General features: G+C 73.7%; 19 protein-coding genes. 5 read left to right on the top strand and 14 right to left on the bottom strand.

Annotated elements, in window-relative coordinates; genetic code table 11:
- Positions 1-226: 226 nt before the first annotated feature.
- Both BBK14_RS36450 and BBK14_RS00855 read left to right on the top strand, forming a co-directional pair.
- Positions 227-1,468: a hypothetical protein gene (locus BBK14_RS36450; RefSeq protein ID WP_131802132.1), complete on the top strand. Its 1,242-nt coding sequence runs from the start codon at positions 227-229 to the stop codon at positions 1,466-1,468.
- Positions 1,469-1,526: 58 nt separating this feature from the next.
- Positions 1,527-1,928 (top strand): hypothetical protein, encoded by a 402-nt coding sequence (locus BBK14_RS00855; RefSeq protein WP_420849108.1) that lies wholly within the window; start codon positions 1,527-1,529, stop codon positions 1,926-1,928.
- A gap of 93 nt (positions 1,929-2,021) precedes the next feature.
- On the opposite strand, the gene BBK14_RS00850 is transcribed toward BBK14_RS00855, so the two are convergent.
- The 3 genes from BBK14_RS00850 to BBK14_RS00840 all read right to left on the bottom strand — a co-directional run bounded on the left by BBK14_RS00850 (position 2,022) and on the right by BBK14_RS00840 (position 4,889).
- Complete coding sequence (locus tag BBK14_RS00850; protein ID WP_071059318.1) at positions 2,022-3,872, bottom strand: leucyl aminopeptidase; 1,851 nt, start codon at positions 3,870-3,872, stop codon at positions 2,022-2,024.
- 58 nt (positions 3,873-3,930) lie between these two features.
- On the bottom strand, positions 3,931-4,098 hold the full coding sequence (locus BBK14_RS00845) for a DUF3117 domain-containing protein (protein WP_006544345.1): 168 nt from the start codon (positions 4,096-4,098) through the stop codon (positions 3,931-3,933).
- A gap of 179 nt (positions 4,099-4,277) precedes the next feature.
- Complete coding sequence (locus tag BBK14_RS00840; protein WP_071059317.1) at positions 4,278-4,889, bottom strand: DivIVA domain-containing protein; 612 nt, start codon at positions 4,887-4,889, stop codon at positions 4,278-4,280.
- A 53-nt stretch (positions 4,890-4,942) separates the two neighbouring features.
- On the opposite strand from BBK14_RS00840, the gene folP reads away from it, so the two are divergent.
- Positions 4,943-5,902: a dihydropteroate synthase gene (gene folP / locus BBK14_RS00835; protein WP_198541130.1), complete on the top strand. Its 960-nt coding sequence runs from the start codon at positions 4,943-4,945 to the stop codon at positions 5,900-5,902.
- Between the two features lie 50 nt (positions 5,903-5,952).
- Here the strand turns inward: folP and BBK14_RS00830 are convergent, their stop codons facing one another.
- From BBK14_RS00830 to fdxA, 6 genes are read right to left on the bottom strand one after another with little or no spacing between them, the layout of a single operon-like run.
- Positions 5,953-6,549, bottom strand: coding sequence for an LOG family protein (locus tag BBK14_RS00830; protein ID WP_020458522.1), 597 nt, complete (start codon positions 6,547-6,549; stop codon positions 5,953-5,955).
- Positions 6,546-7,544: an LOG family protein gene (locus BBK14_RS00825; protein ID WP_241831018.1), complete on the bottom strand. Its 999-nt coding sequence runs from the start codon at positions 7,542-7,544 to the stop codon at positions 6,546-6,548. Before BBK14_RS00825 ends, BBK14_RS00830 begins: the two co-directional genes overlap by 4 nt.
- Before the next feature lie 38 nt (positions 7,545-7,582).
- A complete protein-coding gene (gene dapE, locus BBK14_RS00820; protein WP_071059315.1) occupies positions 7,583-8,719 on the bottom strand; it encodes a succinyl-diaminopimelate desuccinylase in 1,137 nt (378 codons plus the stop codon).
- Between the two features lie 5 nt (positions 8,720-8,724).
- Positions 8,725-9,597, bottom strand: coding sequence for a 2,3,4,5-tetrahydropyridine-2,6-dicarboxylate N-succinyltransferase (locus BBK14_RS00815; RefSeq protein ID WP_083390616.1), 873 nt, complete (start codon positions 9,595-9,597; stop codon positions 8,725-8,727).
- Between the two features lie 59 nt (positions 9,598-9,656).
- A complete protein-coding gene (dapC, locus tag BBK14_RS00810; RefSeq protein ID WP_071059314.1) occupies positions 9,657-11,489 on the bottom strand; it encodes a succinyldiaminopimelate transaminase in 1,833 nt (610 codons plus the stop codon).
- 59 nt (positions 11,490-11,548) lie between these two features.
- Complete coding sequence (fdxA, locus tag BBK14_RS00805; protein ID WP_018502185.1) at positions 11,549-11,872, bottom strand: ferredoxin; 324 nt, start codon at positions 11,870-11,872, stop codon at positions 11,549-11,551.
- Positions 11,873-11,957: 85 nt separating this feature from the next.
- On the opposite strand from fdxA, the gene BBK14_RS41860 reads away from it, so the two are divergent.
- Entirely contained in the window at positions 11,958-12,434 is a 477-nt protein-coding gene (locus BBK14_RS41860) for a putative acetyltransferase (protein ID WP_420849107.1), read from the top strand.
- Complete coding sequence (locus BBK14_RS00795) at positions 12,431-13,447, top strand: transglutaminase family protein (RefSeq protein ID WP_071059312.1); 1,017 nt, start codon at positions 12,431-12,433, stop codon at positions 13,445-13,447. Before BBK14_RS41860 ends, BBK14_RS00795 begins: the two co-directional genes overlap by 4 nt.
- A gap of 4 nt (positions 13,448-13,451) precedes the next feature.
- Here the strand turns inward: BBK14_RS00795 and BBK14_RS00790 are convergent, their stop codons facing one another.
- From BBK14_RS00790 to typA, 5 genes are all read right to left on the bottom strand, one after another.
- Positions 13,452-14,165 (bottom strand): flavin reductase family protein, encoded by a 714-nt coding sequence (locus BBK14_RS00790; RefSeq protein WP_071059311.1) that lies wholly within the window; start codon positions 14,163-14,165, stop codon positions 13,452-13,454.
- A gap of 135 nt (positions 14,166-14,300) precedes the next feature.
- Positions 14,301-14,834, bottom strand: coding sequence for a DUF6113 family protein (locus BBK14_RS00785; protein ID WP_235013557.1), 534 nt, complete (start codon positions 14,832-14,834; stop codon positions 14,301-14,303).
- Positions 14,835-15,024: 190 nt separating this feature from the next.
- A complete protein-coding gene (locus BBK14_RS00780; protein ID WP_071059310.1) occupies positions 15,025-16,056 on the bottom strand; it encodes a S1C family serine protease in 1,032 nt (343 codons plus the stop codon).
- A gap of 234 nt (positions 16,057-16,290) precedes the next feature.
- The gene (gene mshB / locus BBK14_RS00775) at positions 16,291-17,208 is read right to left on the bottom strand and encodes an N-acetyl-1-D-myo-inositol-2-amino-2-deoxy-alpha-D-glucopyranoside deacetylase (RefSeq protein ID WP_071059308.1); all 918 of its coding nucleotides are present in this window, start codon (positions 17,206-17,208) and stop codon (positions 16,291-16,293) included.
- A gap of 148 nt (positions 17,209-17,356) precedes the next feature.
- Positions 17,357-19,198 carry a translational GTPase TypA gene (gene typA / locus BBK14_RS00770; protein WP_071059306.1) on the bottom strand — a complete coding sequence of 614 codons (1,842 nt, stop codon included), beginning with the start codon at positions 19,196-19,198 and terminating at the stop codon, positions 17,357-17,359.
- Positions 19,199-19,314 lie beyond the last annotated feature (116 nt).

Raw genomic sequence — 19,314 nt, 5'->3', positions numbered from 1 at the left:
CCGGACGACCCGCGTGCCGACGAGCACTGGCCGAGCGATGGCCGCCGGGCCGCTCCGGGCGTCCAAGGGGGACGTCCGAAGTAGACCTGCGCGGCCCAGAACACCCGGCGGTACGGCATCCCGACGCGACGAGCGCGGGGTGCCGCCACGCCGACCGGCGCGAGCCGTTCGGTGACGGTCGAGGCCGGGAGTGGACGTCGTGCGGAGTGACGTGGCGCGGAGTGAGGTGGATCGTCGTCGTTTCGACGACGACTTCGGCTACCGCGGCTCCGCGTACCACGATGCCAACTACGACGGTGCCGGGTATGACGGTGCCGGGTACGACGATCCCGAGTTCCGCGGCCCCGGGTATCCGAACCCTGAGCACCGCGACTCCGGCCGCCACGATCCCGGCCGCCACGACCCTGGCTATCGCGACGCGGGCTACGACGACCGCGACTATCGCGACCCCGGGTACCCCGGCTCCGGCTCCGGCCCGCGCCGTCCCGCCTCTCGCCCCGACGACACCGGGCACCGGCCCGGCAGCTCGTACCGGGACGACGCCGGACACCGGGATGACACCGGGGGCCGGGCCGACAGCGGGTACCGGGGCGATTCCGGTCCCGACGGGCCCGGGCTGCGGAACGACGGCACCCGGCAGCGCGGCCAGTCCGGTCGGGCTGATCGGGCCGGTCGCACCGACCCGACCGGCCGAAGCGGCTACCCCGACCGATCCGGCGGACCCGCCCGCCCCGGCTACCCCGACCGATCCGATGATGCCCTGCGTGCCACCCATCCGGGCCGCGACCGACACCCCGGCGGCCACGGCGCGCGGCCGGGGTTTCCGGCCGCGGGCGGCTTCGCGCAGCGGCCGCCCGCACCGCCGCAGCCACCACCGCCGCCGCGCCGGGAGAACTGGCTCGGCTGGGTGGCGTTCCTGCTCGGAATCGCGGTGCTCTCCGGCGCGGCCGGCTACACGCTGAACCGGGTGACCAGCGGGTCGGGTACCCCCACCGCGGGCCCGACCACCGGCGAGCAGCCCGCGAGCACGACCGACCCTGCGGCCGGCGGCTCGGGGCAGGGCACGGGGCCGACAGCCGAGCAGGTCGCGATCCTGCTCGCCAACCAGGGCCTGCCGCTACGGACGACGGTCGTCTACACGGCGCAGAACGACCCCGACCGCCTCCTGGGACGTCCCGGCGGGTACTCCAGCCGGCTCGCCTTCACCGACGAACGCATCAGCGCCAGCGAGATCGCGGGCGCGCCGGCGGACGCCATCGAGCGCGGCGGTGCCATCGAGGTCTTCGTCGATCCCGCCTCCGCCGCGGGCCGCGGCGCCGCCCTGCGCGCACCCGCCGGCGGTGACCTCTCCAAGGAGTACACCTACGTGCGCGGGACGATCGTGCTGCGGCTCTCGCTGATCCTTCCGGAGGAGATGGCTGCCGGGTACGAGACCGCCCTCGCCGCGGTTGCCGGGCAGCCGTCCTAGTGCGTCCTGGCGTCGCGGTGTCCGGCGCGTGGCCGGCGACGGCTCGGTCGACGTTTGCGTGGGTGCCCTGGAGGGGGAGGCGTACGGCATGAACATCCGCGAGTTCTACGACGCCGATCCCCGCCGCCGGGCGTCCGAGGAGATCACATTCGGGGACGGCTGGACCACGGCGGACGACGAACACTCGACCTACCGGCTGAACTGGGTGGTCGACACCGGTGAGATCTACTCGGTGCGCGAGCCGCACCCCGGCGGCATCCTGGCCCGCTACCTCGATCAGTTCCGCGTGGACCAGGCTGACGTGGACGAGCTTCTCGTGGACGTCCTCGCCGACACCGACCGGTACGCCGTCGAGGCCGCGCTCGCCGGCTGGCCCGCGGTCATGCCGGAGAAGGACAGCCTGAGCTGGGCCCGGCGCCAGCTCGCGGCACTGGGCTCCGCCAGCCCCTCCGAACGCTGACAGCCCGCTCCCCCGCCGGGCCCGCCCGCTGGCCGGCGGAACCGCGGACACCATGCGGCGTCCGCGGTTCCGCCGAACCACGGACGCGCTCCGTCAGGTGGGCTGTTCGCCTGCCGGGGCTCCAGCGAGGTAGGCGATCAGGGTGCGCACTCCCCACCCGGTACCGCCGCGGCTGATCTCGCCGTCGTCGGAGTCCGCGCGGGCCGTGCCGGCGATGTCGAAGTGCGCCCAGGGCAGACCCGCGGTGAACTCCCTGAGGAACAGCGCGGCGGTGATCGACCCGCCGTTGACGTCCAGCGCACGGCCGATGTTCGCCAGGTCGGCGACCGGCGAGTCGATGGCCGGCCGGTACTCCTCGGTCAGCGGCAGCCGCCAGACCCGCTCCCCCGCGCGGCCGGCCGCGTCGGCCAGCTCGCCGGCCAGCGTGTCGTCGGAGGAGAACAGGCCAGCGGTGCGCCGACCGAGCGCGACGGTGATCGCGCCGGTGAGCGTGGCCAGGTCGACGATCTGGTCGGGGGCGAGGGTGGCGGCGGCGTAGGCCAGGCCGTCGGCGAGCACCAACCGGCCCTCGGCGTCGGTGTTGAGTACCTCGACCGTCGTTCCGCCCCAGCAGGTGATCACGTCTCCGGGCCGGACGGCGGACGCGCCGATCATGTTCTCGGCGAGGCAGAGCAGCGCGGTGACCTTGCCGGGAACTTCCAGCTCGGCCAGCGTGACCATGGCGCCGAGCACGGCAGCCGCGCCGGACATGTCGGTCTTCATGCTGGCCATGGAGACCGACGGCTTGAGCGACAGCCCGCCGGAGTCGAAGGTGATCCCCTTGCCGACCAGCACCCGGTGGCCGGGAGTCCTCCCGCCGGGCGCTGACGGACCGTCGTAGGTCAACCTCACCAGACAGGGCGGGCGCGGGGAGCCCCCGCCCACCGCGACCAGCCCGCCGAAGCCCTGGCTGACCAGGTCGGAGTGGTCGAGCACGGTGACGCCCAGGCCGGCCTGGGACGCGGCTCGCACCGCCTGGTCCGCCAGCCAGCGTGGCGTCTTCACGAGGCTCGGCATGTTGATCAGATCACGGGCGAGGCACACGCCATCCGCCACGGCGCGCGCCCGGCGCACCGCCTCGATCAGCGCCGGGTTCTCGGCGCGCTCCGTGCGTAGGACGAGGATCCGCTCGGCTCGCGGACCGGCCGGCGGCTCGTCGGGAGCTGACTCGGCGGACTCCGCGGACTCGGGAGCCGGCTCGGTGCCCGCCTCGTGGGCCGTACCGGTGACGGCGTCCTCCGGAGTGGCACCGGTGACGGCGTCTGCCGGGCGGTAGGAGCCCAGCACGAAGCCCTCGACGAACGCGTAGATCTGCTCGGCGTCGGGTTCGGCGACGACGAAGGGCCGCCCCCGCGTTCCCCCGCGCCGCGCGAGAGCCGCGCCGGCCGAACGCCAGTCGGCGGTCCCACCGGCGCCCACACCGAGCAGGAACAACCGCCACGGCCGCTCGGAGCGCGACAGCGGCACGACGAGGACACCGCCCGCGTCGCCCCGGAAGGCCTCGTTCTCGATCAGGCGGTCCGGGTCCGCGCCGACGCGCGCGCAGGCGCTCCGGCCCTGCTCGCCGACGACCGCGGCACCATCGACACTGGTGACCACGACGGCGAGCACGGAACAGTCCCAGCCGACCGCGGCGCCGGCCGTACCCTCGGCAGCACCACCAGCGCCGGCAGTACCGACCGCTCCGGCACTACCGGGCGAGCCGGCAACACCGGGCGCGCCAACGGAGCCGGCCGGCGGCGCCGGTTCGCCCGGCGCCCCGCCGGTATCGTCCCGGACCGGCGGCTCGCCCGGCTCGGGCCCACCAACTGACGGCGGGTGCTCGGTGGATGTGAGGATGACGAGGGGGGCGCGGTACCTCGAGTCGATGAGGTCGGCGTCCTGGGTGGGAGCGGCGGTCGTCACGCGGACGCCTCCGCCCCGCGGACCCGTCCGCCGGGCCGGGGGTAGGTGACCACCGAGCCTAACCGACCGCGATCTTGAGAGCGTCTCCCAGCGCGCTCGCCTCGTCGGCTGTGAGTTCGACGACGAGTCGGCCGCCCCCTTCGAGCGGGACGCGCATGACAATGCCGCGCCCCTCCTTGGTGACCTCGAGCGGACCGTCACCCGTCCGCGGCTTCATGGCCGCCATCGGTGCACCTCTTCCTGCCGTCGGACCTGCGTCTGACGACGATTATCCCGGAGACCGACCCGCAAACCGAAACACGTCCCTGCGGGGAATCACAACGGTCACGGAGAGGTAGTGGTTTCGGTGGCCCGAGAGGGCCTCTGGCGGCTCCGAACGAGGGACTCTGGTGTGATTCACTACGGTTACCCACGGCCATTTTCCCCGGACGGCGAGGCCTCGGGGCCGTGGGTGTCCCCTCGTGTGGCATCCGCCCGCTCCGGGGCAGGCCGTTCCGGATCAAGCTTTTCCAGATCATGCCGGGTCGAATCATGCTGTGCGGCAGGATCCCGCACCGCCTCGGTCCCGGCGGGCTCCGTCTGGACATCGCCGGGCCGGGCCATGTCGGCGTCAAGGTCGGCGTCGAGGTCGGCGGCTGGGCCGGGGTGCGCGTCGTCGTCACCGCCGACGCCGAGATGCGCGAACTCCGCGAGCCGGACGAGCTCGCCGTCCCGGCGGGCGAGCTCCTCGTCACGCCAGGCGATCTCGTAGGCGAGGCGGGCCAGGACGGCGTCGACCTCGGCCATCCGGTAGCCGCGGGCCGCCATGCCGAACCGGACGTCCGCCACGTCGTCGGCCGCCACGGAACGCGCGCCGAGGCCGGTGTGCGGTCCGTCGGGCACGGCCGGCGCCATCCGGTCGAACCGGCCGACGGCCAGCGCGGCGACGGCGAAGACGACCACCGCGACAAGCACGATCTCCACTGCGAGCACCACGCCGTCGATCGTGCCATGCCCGGGTGGGCCGAGCGGATCCACCCGCCGCCCCCGGGGCGATCCCGCCGGCCCGCGGTCTCTGGCAGGGTTGCGGGGTGCCCGCCGACGCCTTCCCGACCAGCGAGCCCCGCCCGGCCGACGTACCCCGCCCGACCGACGCACCCGGCCCGGCGGCTGGGCCGGTGCCGGCGCGGCCGTTGCGCCTGGGGTCGCGGGTGTTCGCGCCGTCCGAGCTGGTCGTGATGGCGATCGTCAACCGCACGCCGGACTCCTTCTTCGACCGCGGGGCCACCTACGGCGAGGCCGAGGCGCTCGCCGCCGTCGACGCGGCGGTGGACGCCGGAGCCGGGATCATCGACATCGGCGGGGTCAAGGCGGCCCCGGGCGAAGAGGTCGACGCAGCCGAGGAGCTGCGCCGCGTCGGCGGGTTCGTCTCGGCGGTGCGGGCCCGCCACCCGGAGGTCGTGATCAGCGTCGACACCTGGCGCGCCGCGGTCGGACGGATCGTCGCCGGCGAGGGCGCCGACCTGCTCAACGACGCCTGGGGCGGGGTCGACCCGGAGCTGGCCGAGGTCGCCGCCGAGTTCGGCACCGGGCTGGTCTGCACCCACGCCGGCCACCTGCCGCCGCGGACCCGTCCGCACCGGATCGCCTACGACGACGTGGTCGCCGACATCGCCGCCACGACGACAGCGCTGGCCGAACGGGCGGTGTCGCTGGGCGCCCGGCCGGACGGGGTGCTCATCGACCCAGGGCACGACTTCGGCAAGAACAGCCGACACTCGCTGGAGTCGACCCGCCGCCTGCCGGAACTGGTCGCGACCGGGTGGCCGGTGCTGGTCGCGATGTCCAACAAGGACTTCGTCGGTGAGGTCCTCGACGCGCCCGTGGACGAGCGGCTGGAGGGCACGCTCGCGGCGACCTCCGTGGCGGCCTGGCTGGGAGCCCGGGTCTTCCGCGCGCACCAGGTCGCCGCCACCTGGCGCACGCTGCGCATGGTCTCCGCGCTGCGCGGGGACGTCGACCTGCGGATCGCCCGCCGCGGCGTGGTCTGAGCCGGGCCGGACCAGCACCGCCAGGCGCGCCGGCCTGGGCCGGCGGTGCGCTACTCGCCTTCGGCGACCTCGCCCTGTGTGGGCACCCGGGCGGCGCCGCGGCCCGCGCCGGCGCCCGCCTCGAGGATGTCGAAGGCCTCGGGCACGCTGGTCGCCCAGATCAGGATGTCGCGGGCCGGCGGGCGGACGAAGCCGCGGCCGACCAGGTCCTCGACGAGCATGCGCAGGTGCGCGTACACGCCGTCGTGATCCAGGATGACGACCGGTTTGGCGTGCAGGCCGAGCACCGCGGCCACCCAGATCTCGAGCAGTTCCTCGAGGGTGCCGAGCCCGCCCGGCAGGGTCAGGAACCCGTCGGCGCGGTCGTCCATGACGGCCTTGCGCTCGCGCATCGTGGCGGTGACGATCAGCTCGTCGGAGTCGGTGTCCCCGACCTCCATCGCCAGCAGCGTCTCGGGGATCACGCCGACCGTGTGCGCGCCGCCGGCCCGCGCGGCCCGGGCGAGGGCGCCCATGCACGACACCGAGCCGCCGCCCGAGACCAGCACGTGCCCGCGCCGGGCGAGCTCCGTGCCGACCTCGGCGGCGAGCAGCACGAACGCGGGATCGATGTGGTCCGAGGACGCGCAGTACACACAGACGTTCACGAGGGCGCCCCACCGGCCGCGGCGGCCCCGCCGACCTCGCTGGTGGTCTCGTCGCCGGAGGTGGCCGCGGCGGGCGGGCCGGCACGGCCGGTCCCCTCGAGGATCAGGCGCACGGCCTCGTCGACGTCGTCGGTCATGGTCACCAGGTCGAGGTCGCCCGGCTTGATCCGGGCGGAGCCGAGGACGGTCGAGCGCAGCCACTCCAGCAGGCCCGACCAGTAGGCCGTGCCCATGAGCACCACCGGGAACCGGGTCACCTTGCCCGTCTGCAGCAGGGTGAGGGCCTCGAAGAGCTCGTCGAGGGTGCCGAACCCGCCCGGCATGATGACGAAGGCCTCGGCGTACTTCACGAACATCGTCTTGCGGACGAAGAAGTACCGGAAGCTGACGCCCAGATCGACCCAGTCGTTGAGATCCTGCTCGAAGGGCAGCTCGATGCCGAGGCCGACCGAGAGCCCGCCGGCCTCCTGCGCCCCCCGGTTGACCGCCTCCATCGTGCCCGGCCCGCCGCCGGTGATCACCGCGTAGCCGGCGTCGGCCAGCGCGGCACCGAGCCGGCGTCCCAGCTCGTACTCGGGTTCGTCCCGGCCGACCCGGGCCGACCCGAAGACCGTGACGGCCGGGGGCAGATCCGCCAGCAGCCCGAAGCCCTCGACGAACTCGCTCTGAATGCGCAGGACGCGCCACGGGTCACTGTGGACGAACGAGGCCGGGCTGCGGGTGTCGAGCAGGCGTTGGTCGGTGGTGGAGTGCTCCACCTGCCCGCGCCGCGCCGTGACCGGGCCGCGGCGCTGCTCGGGCGGAGGCCCGCCACCCCGCCGGGTACGCCTGGACACCGCGGCCGCGGGAGCAACCGCGGGCCCGGGCTCGACGGCGGGAACGGGCGGGGGGACGTCCGCCGGACCATCACCGGCTGGGCGCGCGGCCGCTGTCGGAACGATCGGCTGGGACGTCGATCCGCCGCCCGGCGGATCAGGGTGGGCGGGCCGAGTCACGTCCGCACCATACGCAGATCCGCCCGGACGCCCGAAGCTCAGGGCGTGCCGCGGCCGACCAGGTAGGAGCCGAGCACGCGCTCCGTCTCCTCGATCACCGCCACCTCGACGTACTCGTCGCGGGTGTGCGCCAGGTTCGGGTCGCCGGGACCGTAGTTGAGCGCCGGTATGCCCAGCTCGGCGAACCGCGCCACGTCGGTCCACCCGTACTTGGCCACCGGGGCCCGCCCGGTGGCCGCCACGAAGGCCGCCGCGGCCGGGGCGGACAGCCCGGGCGGGGCCCCGCCGGCGCTGTCGTCGAGCACCAGGTCGTAGCCGTCCAGCACCTCGGCCACGTGGGCCAGCGCGGCCTTCGGGTCCCGGTCGGGGGCGAAGCGGAAGTTCACCGTGACCCGGCAGCTGTCCGGGATCACGTTGCCGGCCACGCCGCCGTCGATCCGGACCGCCGAGAGGCCCTCCCGGTAGGTGCAGCCGTCCAGCGTGACGGACCGCGGCCGGTACCGCGCCAGCCGGGTCAGCAGCTCCCCGGCCTGGTGGATGGCGTTCTCCCCGAGCCAGGAGCGGGCCGAGTGCGCGCGGCGGCCCGGCACCGTGGCCACGACCCGCAGCGTGCCCTGGCAGCCCGCCTCGATCTCGCCGGAGGTGGGCTCCATGAGGATCGCCAGATCCGCCTGGAGCCAGTCGCGGTGCCGCTCGGCGAGCCGGCGCAGCCCGTTACGGGCGGCCGCGACCTCCTCGTTGTCGTAGAAGACCCAGGTGACGTCGTGCCGCGCCCCCGCCCCCGCCCCCGAGACCGGCCCCGGCCTCGACTCGGGCGCCGGCGCCGACCCCGACGCCGGGGTGCCGAGGAGCGCAGCCAGGCGGAGCATCACGGCCACCCCGGCCTTCATGTCGGACGTCCCGCAGCCGTACAGGCGGGAGCCGTCGAGGCGGGCCGGGAGGTTGTCGGCGACGGGCACCGTGTCGAGGTGACCGGCCAGCAGCACCCGCGCGGGCAGGCCGTGGCCGGTCCGCGCGAGCACCGCGTCGCCGTCCCGCAGGATCTCCAGGCCGCCGAGGGAGCGCAGCGCCTCCTCGACGGCCGTCGCGAGCGTGCCCTCGTCGCCGCTGACCGACGGCACGTCCACGAGGACACGCGTCAGCTCACCGACGGGCAGCGCCAGATCGAGGCCCATGACGGTCAGGAGGCCACGCCGTGTTCACGCAGGATGTCGTTCAGCGCGAGCTTGTCGTGGATCTCGCCTTCGTCCAGAGTGCGCAGGACGAGGATGCAGGGCATGGCGAACTCGCCGGCCGGGAAGGAGCGGACCCGGCTGGAGCCGACGGCCACCGCGCGCTCCGGGATCTCCCCGCGCGGGTACTCCTCCCCCGTCACAGCGTCGAAGACGTGGGTGGACGCCGTCAGGATCGCCCCGGCGCCGAGCTTCGCGCCGCGCCGGACCCGGGCGCCCTCGACCACCATGCAGCGGCTGCCGACGAACGCGTCGTCCTCGACGACCACCGGCACCGCGCTCGGCGGCTCGAGCACGCCGCCCAGGCCGACCCCGCCGGAGAGGTGGACATTGCGCCCGACCTGGGCGCACGAGCCGACCGTCGCCCAGGTGTCGACGAGGGTCCCGGCACCGACGTAGCCGCCGATGTTGGTGTAGCTGGGCATGAGCACGGCACCGGGCTCGACGTGGGCGCCCCAGCGGACGATCGCGCCCGGCACCACCCGCACGCCGTCGAACCGGGTCTTGAGCGGGACGCGGTCATGGAAGTGGAAGTCCCCGGCGGCCGACTCGACCATCGGCAGGACCTTGAACGACAGCAGGATCGCCCGCTTGGCCCGCTCGTCGACGACGACGCTGCCGTCCGCGGCGACCTGGGCGACCCGGGCCTCACCGGCGTCGATCGCGTCGACCGCGCCCACGATGACCTTGCGGGCCTGGGTGTCCTCCGGCGTCAGCTCGCCGCGACGCTCCCACAGGTCGTCGATGGCCCGGTCCAGGGGAGACACGACTTCGCCGGACGTGACACCCGCGTCCGATGGGCTGGGGTTTGCTCCGCTCACGCTGCTCACGGATAAGACCCTACGGGTCTCGGGGTGAGCGGCGCTCGCGGCCGCGGCGGTCAGCGGACGTCGGGCTCCGAGCCCCAGCCCGGCGTGTTCCGGTCTCCCTGCTCGCCACCACCGGGTCGCGGGACGGCCATCTGCCCGGTCTCGTACGGCGGCACCAGCACCGGCATCTGCCCGGTCTCGTACGGCGGCACCGGCATCTGCCCGGTCTCATATGGCGGGACCGGCATCTGCCCCGTCTGGTACGGCGGCACGGCCATCTGCCCGGTCTGGTAAGGCAGCTGCGGTTGCTGCTGCGGCGCGCTGCCGCCGCCGTTCTCATACGAGGGGACGGGCAGCTGACCCGTCTGGTACGGCGGTGGCGTGCCCTGCCCGGCGGCACCCTCACCGGCACCGGAGTACGACCCCGACCGACGGTGGGCGCCCTGGGGGTCCCGGTAGGGATCTCCAGGCTGCCCCGAGCGGACGTCCCGGCCTCCCCGGAAGTCCTGGGGCTGCCGGTATTCCTCAGGCTGGCGGTACTCCTGGGCCGAGCCGAAGTCCTGGGTGGGGCGGTAGTCCTGGGACGGCCGGGCGCCCGGATCGGGCTGACTCGACCGGTACCGGTCGAACGAACCGACGGAGCTCTGGTCGGCCCGCGCCGGCTCACCCGCTCCGTACCCGGACGGACGGCCGGAGGACCAGCCCTGGTCACCGCCGCGGCCCGCACCCACCGGATGCGGCCCCGAAGCCGCGGGGCCGGGCGGCCCGGCGGGCGGGTAGCCGGCCGGCTGCTGGCCCCAGCCCGGCGCGGCCTGCGCGCCGCTCGGGGCGCCTGCCGCGGGGAGCATGGTCATGCGCTCCGGAACGGTGGCGATCTGGGCGTCCGGGGCGGTCAGCGCGACCCGCACGTGCCGCCGGCCGGACTCACCGTAGAAGCTCCCCGGTGCGACCAGGACACCCACGCTGGACAGCGCGTCCACCGTGGCCCAGCAGTCCTCGCCGCGGGTGGCCCACAAATAGAGACCGGCCTCGCTGTGGTCGATCGTGAAGCCCGCGACGGCGAGCGCCGCGGCGAGCACCGCCCGCCGGTTGGCGTAGCGGGCGCGCTGGTCGGCGACGTGCATGTCGTCCGCGAGCGCGGCCGTCGCCGCCGCCTGCACCGGCGACGGCATCATCAGCCCCGCGTGCTTGCGGAGCTGGAGCAGCCCGTCGACGAGCTCGGGGTCACCGGTGACGAACCCGGCCCGGTACCCGGCCAGGTTCGAGCGCTTGGACAACGAGTGGACGGCGAGCAGGCCCTCGTGGGAGCCGCCGCAGACATCCGGGTGGAGCACCGAGACCGCGCGGGCCTCCCAGCCCAGCTCGATGTAGCACTCGTCGCTGGCGACGATCACGCCGCGCTCACGCGCCCAGGTGACCACCGCGCGCATCTCGTCCACCGACAGGACACGCCCCGTCGGGTTGCCGGGCGAGTTCAGCCAGACGAGGGCGACACCCTCGGCGGGGCCGACGACCGGCTCGCAGTGCGCGAGCAGGGCGCCGACCTCGTAGGTCGGGTAGGCCGGGGTGGGCACCCAGACGCGGTCCCCGGGCTCCAGGCCGAGCTGCGAGGGAAGCTGGGCGACCAGCTCCTTCGTGCCCAGCACCGGCAGCACGGCGGACGGCTCCACCAGCACTCCGAGCCGGCGGGCCAGCCAGCCGGCGGCCGCCTCGCGAAGATCAGGTGTACCTGCGGTGAGCGGGTACCCCGGAGAGTCCGCGGCACCGGCGAGGGCATGGCGCACCACCGCCGGCGTCGCGTCGACCGGGGTACCCACCGACAGGTCCACCAGCCCGTACGGATGCGACCGCGCCTTCTCCTTGTACGAGACCAGGTGGTCCCACGGGAAGTCGGGCAGCCGCACCCGCGACCGTCCCGGCGATCTGATCGTCCGGGACGGTCTCGCCGACTCCCCTGAACCGGTCAGGACTCGCCCTGGGGAGCCAGCGCGGAGATGGTGGGCGGGTCGAAGTCGAGGGCGCCGACCTTGGAGGCGCCGCCGGGCGAGCCGAGCTCCTCGAAGAACGACGCGTTCGTGTCGGTGAAGGTCTTCCACTGGTCGGGGACGTCGTCCTCGTAGTAGATCGCCTCAACCGGGCAGACGGGCTCACAGGCACCACAGTCGACGCACTCGTCAGGCTGGATGTAGAGCATCCGTCCGCCTTCGTAGATGCAGTCGACCGGGCACTCCTCGATGCAAGCCCTGTCCTTCACATCAACACAGGGCTCCGCGATGACGTAGGTCACCGGACGTTCCTCCTCGAGCTCACGGGCGACTGATTCCTTAGTATCGACCTGGACCGTTCGGTGTCGACAACAAGGGCGTGCACTAGTGGTGTATGTCGTCCACATCACTMCGGCCGACATCGGCTCCCGGGTCGTGATCCGGCGCCGTATCTCTGGTCCGCTCCCCCTGAGCGATGTTCTGGGCACGCTTGAGTCCTGGTCGGAAGGCGAACTCCGCCTCCGCCGCACCGACGGTACGACAGTGAGTGTGCCCGAGGAATYCCTCGTAGCGGCGCGTGTCGTGCCCTTGACACCCCGGCGGGCCAATCCTCGGCCCCCCGGTCGGGCGACACCATTGGACCAGCCCGGAACGCCCCCTCGCCACGACATTGCGGAACGCAACGATCAGATCACGGAATCAGATCGCCCCGCCGCTCTCCGCACGGACGGCCAGGTCGGCGCCGACGCGGATGGAGAGTACCCGGACGCCGGTGACGACGATACCGGGGACAATGGCGGCGACCGGGACGCGAGTGGCGCCGACCCGGGCGGCGCCGGCCCGAGTGTGGAGGTCCAGCGGTGAGCGCCCACAGCAGGCGGATGTTCGCCACCGTCGTCCGCCGCGAACCCGTCGACCTGGCACTCGCGTGTCATCTGATCGCCGCCGAGGCCGGCCCGGAGACGAACCCGGCCGAGACGACCCGTGCCCTCGACGCCCTGGCCGCCGACACCGCCGCCCTCCTCGCGGCCCGCCGGGCCGCTCCGCGGGGCCGTGGCGCGGCTGGTGCCGGTACCGACACCGGTGCCGCTTCCGGGGCCGGGGCCGCCACTGAGGCCGCTTCCGGGGCCGGGACCACCTCCGGGGCGGTTCCCGGGGCCGCCTCCGGGGCGCCGGCGGAGCGGGGCACCGCGGCCGACGCGGGCACCGACGCCGGCGGGGGCACGCTGACCGGGCTCGACCTGCGCGCCGCCGCCGAGGCGCTGCGGGAGTCCCTCGGCGAGCGGGCCGGGTTCGCCGGGCACGAGTCCGACTACGACGACGTTCGGGCCTCGTTGCTGCCCGACGTCATCAGCCGGCGCCGCGGCCTGCCGATCCTGCTGTCCATCGTGTGGATCGAGGTCGCGCGCAGAATCGGCGTCCCCGCCTACGCCGTCGGGCTGCCCGGCCACGTGATCGTCGCGGTGGGCGCGCCCCATGAGAACGTCCTCGTCGACCCGTACGCCGGGGGGGAGATCATGACGGTGCACGACGCGGCGGCACGAGTGCGCGCGGCCGGCGCGGCGTTCACCCGGGCCCAGCTCGCCCCGATGACCCCGGAGGACCTGCTCACCAGGGTCCTGAGCAACATCCGGGTGCTCGCGGCACGCACCGACGTCCCACGCACCAGGCTGTGGGCGGTGGAGCTCTCGCTCCTGCTGCCCCGCCACCCCGCCGTGCTGCGGCGCGAGCGGGGCGAGCTGCGCGTCCGGCTGGGCGACTTCCTCGGCGGCGCGACGGACCTGACCAACTTCGCCGACGCGGTCACCACCGTGGAACCCGCCGCCGCCGCGGCCGCCCGGCACGCCGCCGCGGCCGCCCGCGCCCGCCTGAACTGAAGGCTTACGAGGACGAGCTGGCCCGGCGCGAGCGAGCCGGCTGGTCGACCGAGAGGTACGAGCCCTCGTAGAAGATCAGCGGAGCGGCATCCGGCCGCTGCGCCGCCAGCGCGACCACCTCTCCGATCACCAGCGTGTGGTCACCGCCCGGATGCGTCGCGACGGTCCTGCACTCCAGGACGGCGAGCGCGCCCTCCAGCAGGGCGACCCCGGTCCGCGCGCCGAGCGAGTACCGCCAGCCCAGGAGCTGCCCCCCGCCACCGCCGGACCGCCCGTCGCCCCCGTACCCGTCGTCGGTGGGCCGGTCGGCGCCGCGGCGGGCGAAGTCGCGGGACGCCTGATCCATGTCGGCGGCGAGGATCGAGACCCCCCACACCCCGGCGTCGAGGAGCGGGGCGTGGAACCGGGCGTCCTGACGCACGCTGACGAGGACGAGCAGCGGGTCGAGGGAGACCGAGACGAAGGAGTTGGCCGTCATCGCGAGCTGGTGCCCGTCCACAACCGTGGTCAGGACGGTCACACCGGTCGCGAACCGGCCGACCACCCGGCGGAACGCCGCCGCGTCGGGCACGGCCAATCCGTCCGGAGCCGTCGGGCCGTCCAGGGAGCCGGCGGCGGGGAGGTCGGGCCCGGGCTGGAGCTCGGCCGGRCACGGCTGCGCGCGGGCCGTCTCCGCCGGAGCGGGTTCGGGCAGGGGCTGGCGCGCGGGGCTGGCCACGGCGGCAACGCTACAGCGGCGGAAGTGGCCCCACCGCCCTGTCGGGACACCTCGGTGACCATCGGCACAACCCCGGCAGGGCCCACGGCCCCACCGTCACCCGGCCGACCGCGCGGACGCTCCTCCCGGCCGCCCTCAGCGGGGGGGCACCGTCGGGGGACGCGGMGGCAGCGCCGTCAGGCCGCGCCGCGCCTGCCCGAACACGGCCACGACCACCGGCGCGAACACGCCTATCCCCAGGAAGAGGTAGCCCGTAGCGGTCGCCTTCAGCAGCAGGTCGCCCTCGGTACGCGACGCGGCGAGAAGCAGGACGACGGGGATCCAGCCGACAAGCGGGATCATCGCCCCGAGCCGGGTACCGGTCAGCCAGCGGACCAGAAACGGCACCCCGGTGTTACCGAAAAGCGCCAGCAGCAGGCCGATGGAGATCAGCGTCCCGCCCGGCCGCGGGCCGGAGGGCACCAGAACGACGCCGTACACCCCGAGCACGAGCCCGGCCACGATGCCGAACGCGTACGAGACACCGAGGAAGGCACGATGGGGCTCCTCGGGCGGCCCCGGCACCGCGGCGGCCGGGACGGCCCGGCCGGCAGCGGCGCCCGGGGTGGCCGGGGTGGCCCTCCCCTGCCGGCGCGCGGACGGCTTGGAACGCTCCTTCGAAGGCGTCAAGGCCGTCGACGGAGCCGGATCACCGCTCGCGTCGTGACCGTGGCCAAGCGTCGGACGGGGCATTCCCCGACAGTAGGCCATGGACCGCCCGATCACGCGCCGAGGCCGAACCGTCGATCTCGCACCGCCCGCCAGCCGGCCGCCCCGGCGCCAGGCCCCGTTCCGCTGCCGGCTTCTCCGGGTCGGTGCCCTACGGGGTTACGAGTTCCCGGGGCACGGCTATGACGTCCACGAGGGCGCCGCGACGCCAGACTGTCATTTCGACGGGTTGTCCGACGGTGTCCTCGGTCAGCAGTCGCTGGAGATCGCCCGGGCCGGCGACGGGCGTCCCGGCGATCGACAGGACGAGATCGTCGGTGAACAGTCCGGCCTGCCCGGCTGGGCTACCCTGTACCACCTCCGCGAGGCGCACACCGTGGCGTTGCCCCGTCCGCTCGGCCAGGGCCGGCGGGAGCGGCACCCGGGCACCGGCCACACCGAGGTAGGCGCGGCGGACTCGGCCATCCCGGATCAGTGCCGCGAGGATGCGCCTGGTGGTGGCGTTCACGGGGACGGCCAGGCCGAGCCCGACGCCGGCAACGGCGGTGTTCACCCCGACCACGCGGCCGTCGGCGGTGACCAGTGCCCCGCCGGAGTTTCCCGGGTTCAACGCGGCGTCCGTCTGGATGACCTCGTCCACGACGCGCACGGCCGAACCGGAGCGGGTCGGCAGCGAGCGGTTCAGGGCGCTGACCACGCCGGCGGTGACGCTCCCGGTCAGCCCCAGCGGATTGCCGACGGCGACGACGAGTTGGCCGACCCGCAGCGTCGCCGCGTCGCCGAGCTCGGCCGGGCGCGGTGTGGAGCCGCGGGCCCGCAGCACGGCGAGGTCGGAGAGCGGGTCGGCTCCCACCAGGTCCACGGCACGCTCGGTCCCGTCGACGAACTCCACCGTGCCGACCGGCTCGCCGGCCCGGCCGGTGCCTGGACGTCCCTCGACGACATGCGCGGAGGTGAGCAGGAACCCGTCCTCGGTGAACAGCACCGCGGAACCGGCTCCGGCGCCACGCGAGGTGCGCACCCGCAGGCTTCCCACGCTCGGCCCGACCCGCTCGGCCACCCGGGTCACCACACGGGAGTAGGCGTCCAGCGCCGCCTCACCACGATCACCGGACGGCGCGGTCTCGTCGGGGAGTGCGATCTGGTCCTCGGGGCCCGGGTTGGCGGTGGCGCCTGCGTCCATCCGATCCTCCTCGCGATTACAGTGTTGCACTGCAATCAACGCAAGCGAGGAGCGGATCCTGCCGCCGAGGCGTCCGCCGTCGGCATAACCACCCCACCCCACCCACCCACATCGCCGGCCGGCGCCGGCCGGCGATGTGGCGGCCGGGTGAGTCCTGGATGTCGCCGAGCCGCCCCGGTCGACCCGAGCGGCGCGCCGGAGCCGCCCTGGCCCGAAGCGCCAGGGCGGCCAGAGCTAGAGGGGGAGGCCGGCGAAGAGGTCGGTTTCGCGGGCGCCGGGTTCCGTTCCCGGGCCGCGCTCACCCCGGGTCAGCACGAAGTGCTCGGCGGCCCAGGCCCGCTTGCCGATGCCGTCGGCGAGCGCGAAGAAGAAGCCGTCCACCGCCATCTGGGTGCGGTGTGCCCGCATCGCCGCCACCTTCGCGGGCAGGTACTCGTCGGTCTGGATCTCGGTGGTGATCATCTCGTCGGGAACCGCCAGCGGAATGTCGTCCGCGGACTCGGCGGGGCCGAACGGGCTCTCGCCCCCGGACTCCCGGAAATACTCGATACCAGCCTGGACGAACGACTTGGGCGTGGCCGTCTCGTAGAACTTGGAGATCTGCCACGGCGGGCCGGCTTCCGGCGCGAAGTCGGGGTTCGCGGCATCGGCGAAGGCCCGGACGGACACGTCATGTGCCCGAATGTGATCCGGGTGGCCGTAGGCGCCGTTCTCGTCGTAGGTGACGAGAACCTGTGGACGGACCTCCCGCACCACCTGAACCAGGGCCGCCGACGCCTCGTCGAGGTCCGCGCGCCACAGGCAGCGCGGGTCGTCGTTGGCCGGAGTGTCGATCATGCCGCTGTCCCGCCACCGGCCGGCGCCGCCGAGGAAACGGTGGTCGGTGACGCCGAGCTCGGCGCAGGACCGGTCGAGCTCACCGATCCGGTACCCGCCGAGCTGGTCACCGAGATCCGACCTGAGGTTGATCAGCTCGGGAACCAGAACCTCACCGACCTCACCGAGCGTGCAGGTGACGAGAGTCACGTGCGTGTCGGGCCGAGCCGCGTAGGAGGCCATGGTCACGCCGGTCGAGATGACCTCGTCATCCGGGTGGGCATGCACGAAAAGCACGCGGCGCGGCGGCAGCACCGTTTCGGCGGATTGCGTCACCCCGCGACCCTATGCGGCCCCGGACCAGCGCCTCCGGCCCCCGCGCACCGAGCCCACCACGGAAAGCGGGCCGACTCCCTGAGAGCAGGCCCGCTTCCCGGACTTCCTGAACTTCCCGGTCTTCCCGGTCTTCCCGGGCGGGTCGGTGTCAGCCGGTGCGGCGACGCGAGCGCAGCTTCTCCCGCTCCGACGCGGCGAGCGCCACCTTGCGCAGGCGCACCGTCGCCGGGGTCACCTCGACGCACTCGTCCTCGCGGCAGAACTCCAGCGCCTGCTCCAGCGAGAGCTGACGGTGCGGGGTGAGCCGCACCAGCTCGTCGCCGGTCGAGGACCGCATGTTGGTGAGCTTCTTCTCCTTGGTCGGGTTGACGTCCATGTCGTCCGCCCGGGAGTTCTCACCGACGATCATTCCCTCGTAGAGCTCGGTCGTCGGCGCGACGAACATCGTCCCGCGGTCCTGCAGGTTGAACAGGGCGTAGGCGGTCGCGACGCCCGACCGGTCCGCGACCATCGAGCCGGTCGCACGGGTGCGCAGCTCGCCGAACCAGGGCTCGTACCGGTCGAAGACGTGGTGCAGCAGCCCGGTGCCGCGAGTCTCGGTGAGGAACTCCGTCCGGAACCCGATCAGCCCGCGGGCCGGGACGAGGTACTCCAGCCGGATCCAGCCGGTCCCATGGTTCACCATCTGCTCCAGGCGGCCCTTGCGCAGCGCCAGCAACTGGGTGAGCACCCCGAGGTAGTCCTCCGGGGCGTCGATGGTCAGCCGCTCGACGGGCTCGTGCACCTTCCCGTCGATCTCCCTGGTCACCACCTGGGGCTTGCCGACCGTCAGCTCGAACTCCTCGCGGCGCATCAGCTCGACCAGGATGGCCAGCGCCAGCTCGCCACGACCCTGGACCTCCCAGGTGTCCGGCCGCTCGGTCGGCAGCACCCGGATGGAGACGTTGCCGACGAGCTCGGCGTCCAGCCGGTTCTTCAGCAGGCGCGCGGTCAGCTTCTTGCCGGACCTGCCGGCCAGCGGCGAGGTGTTCACGCCGATCGTCATGCTGATCGACGGCTCGTCCACCGTGATCACCGGGAGTGCGTGCGGGTCCTCGGCGTCGGCCAGGGTCTCGCCGATCATGATGTCGGGGATACCCGCGACGGCGATGATGTCGCCGGGGCCGGCCTGCTCGGCCGGGACCCGCTCCAGGGCCTCGGTCATCAGCATCTCGGTGATCTTCACCCGCTGCTGGCTGCCGTCCACCCGGCACAGCACGACGGTCTGCCCCCGGGTGATCGTCCCGTTGTGCACCCGGCACAGCGCGAGCCGGCCGAGGTACGGCGAGGCATCCAGGTTCGTCACCAGCGCCTGCAGCGGCGCGCCCTCGGTGTGGGACGGCGCCGGGATGGCCTCCAGCAGCAGGTCGAACAGCGGCTTGAGGTCAGGCGAGTCAGGGCTCGTGCCGTTCTCCGGGCGGGTCGTGGACGCCCGCCCCGCCTTGGCGTTGCAGTAGACGATCGGGAAGTCGATCTGCTCCTCGTCCGCGTCGAGGTCGAGGAAGAGCTCGTAGGCCTCGTCCACGACCTCGCTGATGCGGGCGTCCGACCGGTCGACCTTGTTGATGACGAGGACGACGGGCAGCCGGGCGGCGAGCGCCTTGCGCAGCACGAACCGGGTCTGCGGCAGCGGGCCCTCGCTGGCGTCCACGAGCAGCAGCACGCCGTCGACCATCGCGAGACCGCGTTCCACCTCGCCACCGAAATCGGCGTGGCCGGGAGTATCGATGATGTTAATGGTGACGTCACCGAAACGTACGGCGGTGTTCTTCGCGAGAATGGTGATCCCCTTCTCGCGTTCGAGGTCCATCGAGTCCATCACCCGGTCGGTGGCCTCACCACGCTCACCGAACGCGCCGGACTGCCGGAGCATCGCGTCAACAAGAGTCGTTTTGCCATGGTCGACATGGGCAATGATCGCGACATTACGAAGATCGGCGCGTACGGGCACGGTGATGAGCTCCGGGGCAACATGGGGCTTCAGGGCACTACCCTAGGACCCCGAAACGGTTCGTCGGATGAGGGACCGCGATCTTCGGCAGCACCCCCCCGGAGGGCGGTACCCGC

It is taken from the genome of Parafrankia soli (assembly GCF_001854695.1).
GTDB lineage: Bacteria > Actinomycetota > Actinomycetes > Frankiales > Frankiaceae > Parafrankia > Parafrankia soli.
Note: the sequence above shows the minus strand (reverse complement) of the source record. Positions and strands in the feature narration are given on the sequence as shown.

Excerpts from the sequence above, each read along its gene's own strand:
- BBK14_RS00845 (WP_006544345.1), bottom strand. The coding sequence starts at position 4,098 with ATGGCGGCCATGAAGCCGCGGACGGGTGACGGTCCGCTCGAGGTCACC.
- dapE (WP_071059315.1), bottom strand. The coding sequence starts at position 8,719 with ATGGGCCTCGATCTGGCGCTGCCCGTCGGTGAGCTGACGCGTGTCCTC.
- BBK14_RS00780 (WP_071059310.1), bottom strand. The coding sequence starts at position 16,056 with ATGGACGCAGGCGCCACCGCCAACCCGGGCCCCGAGGACCAGATCGCA.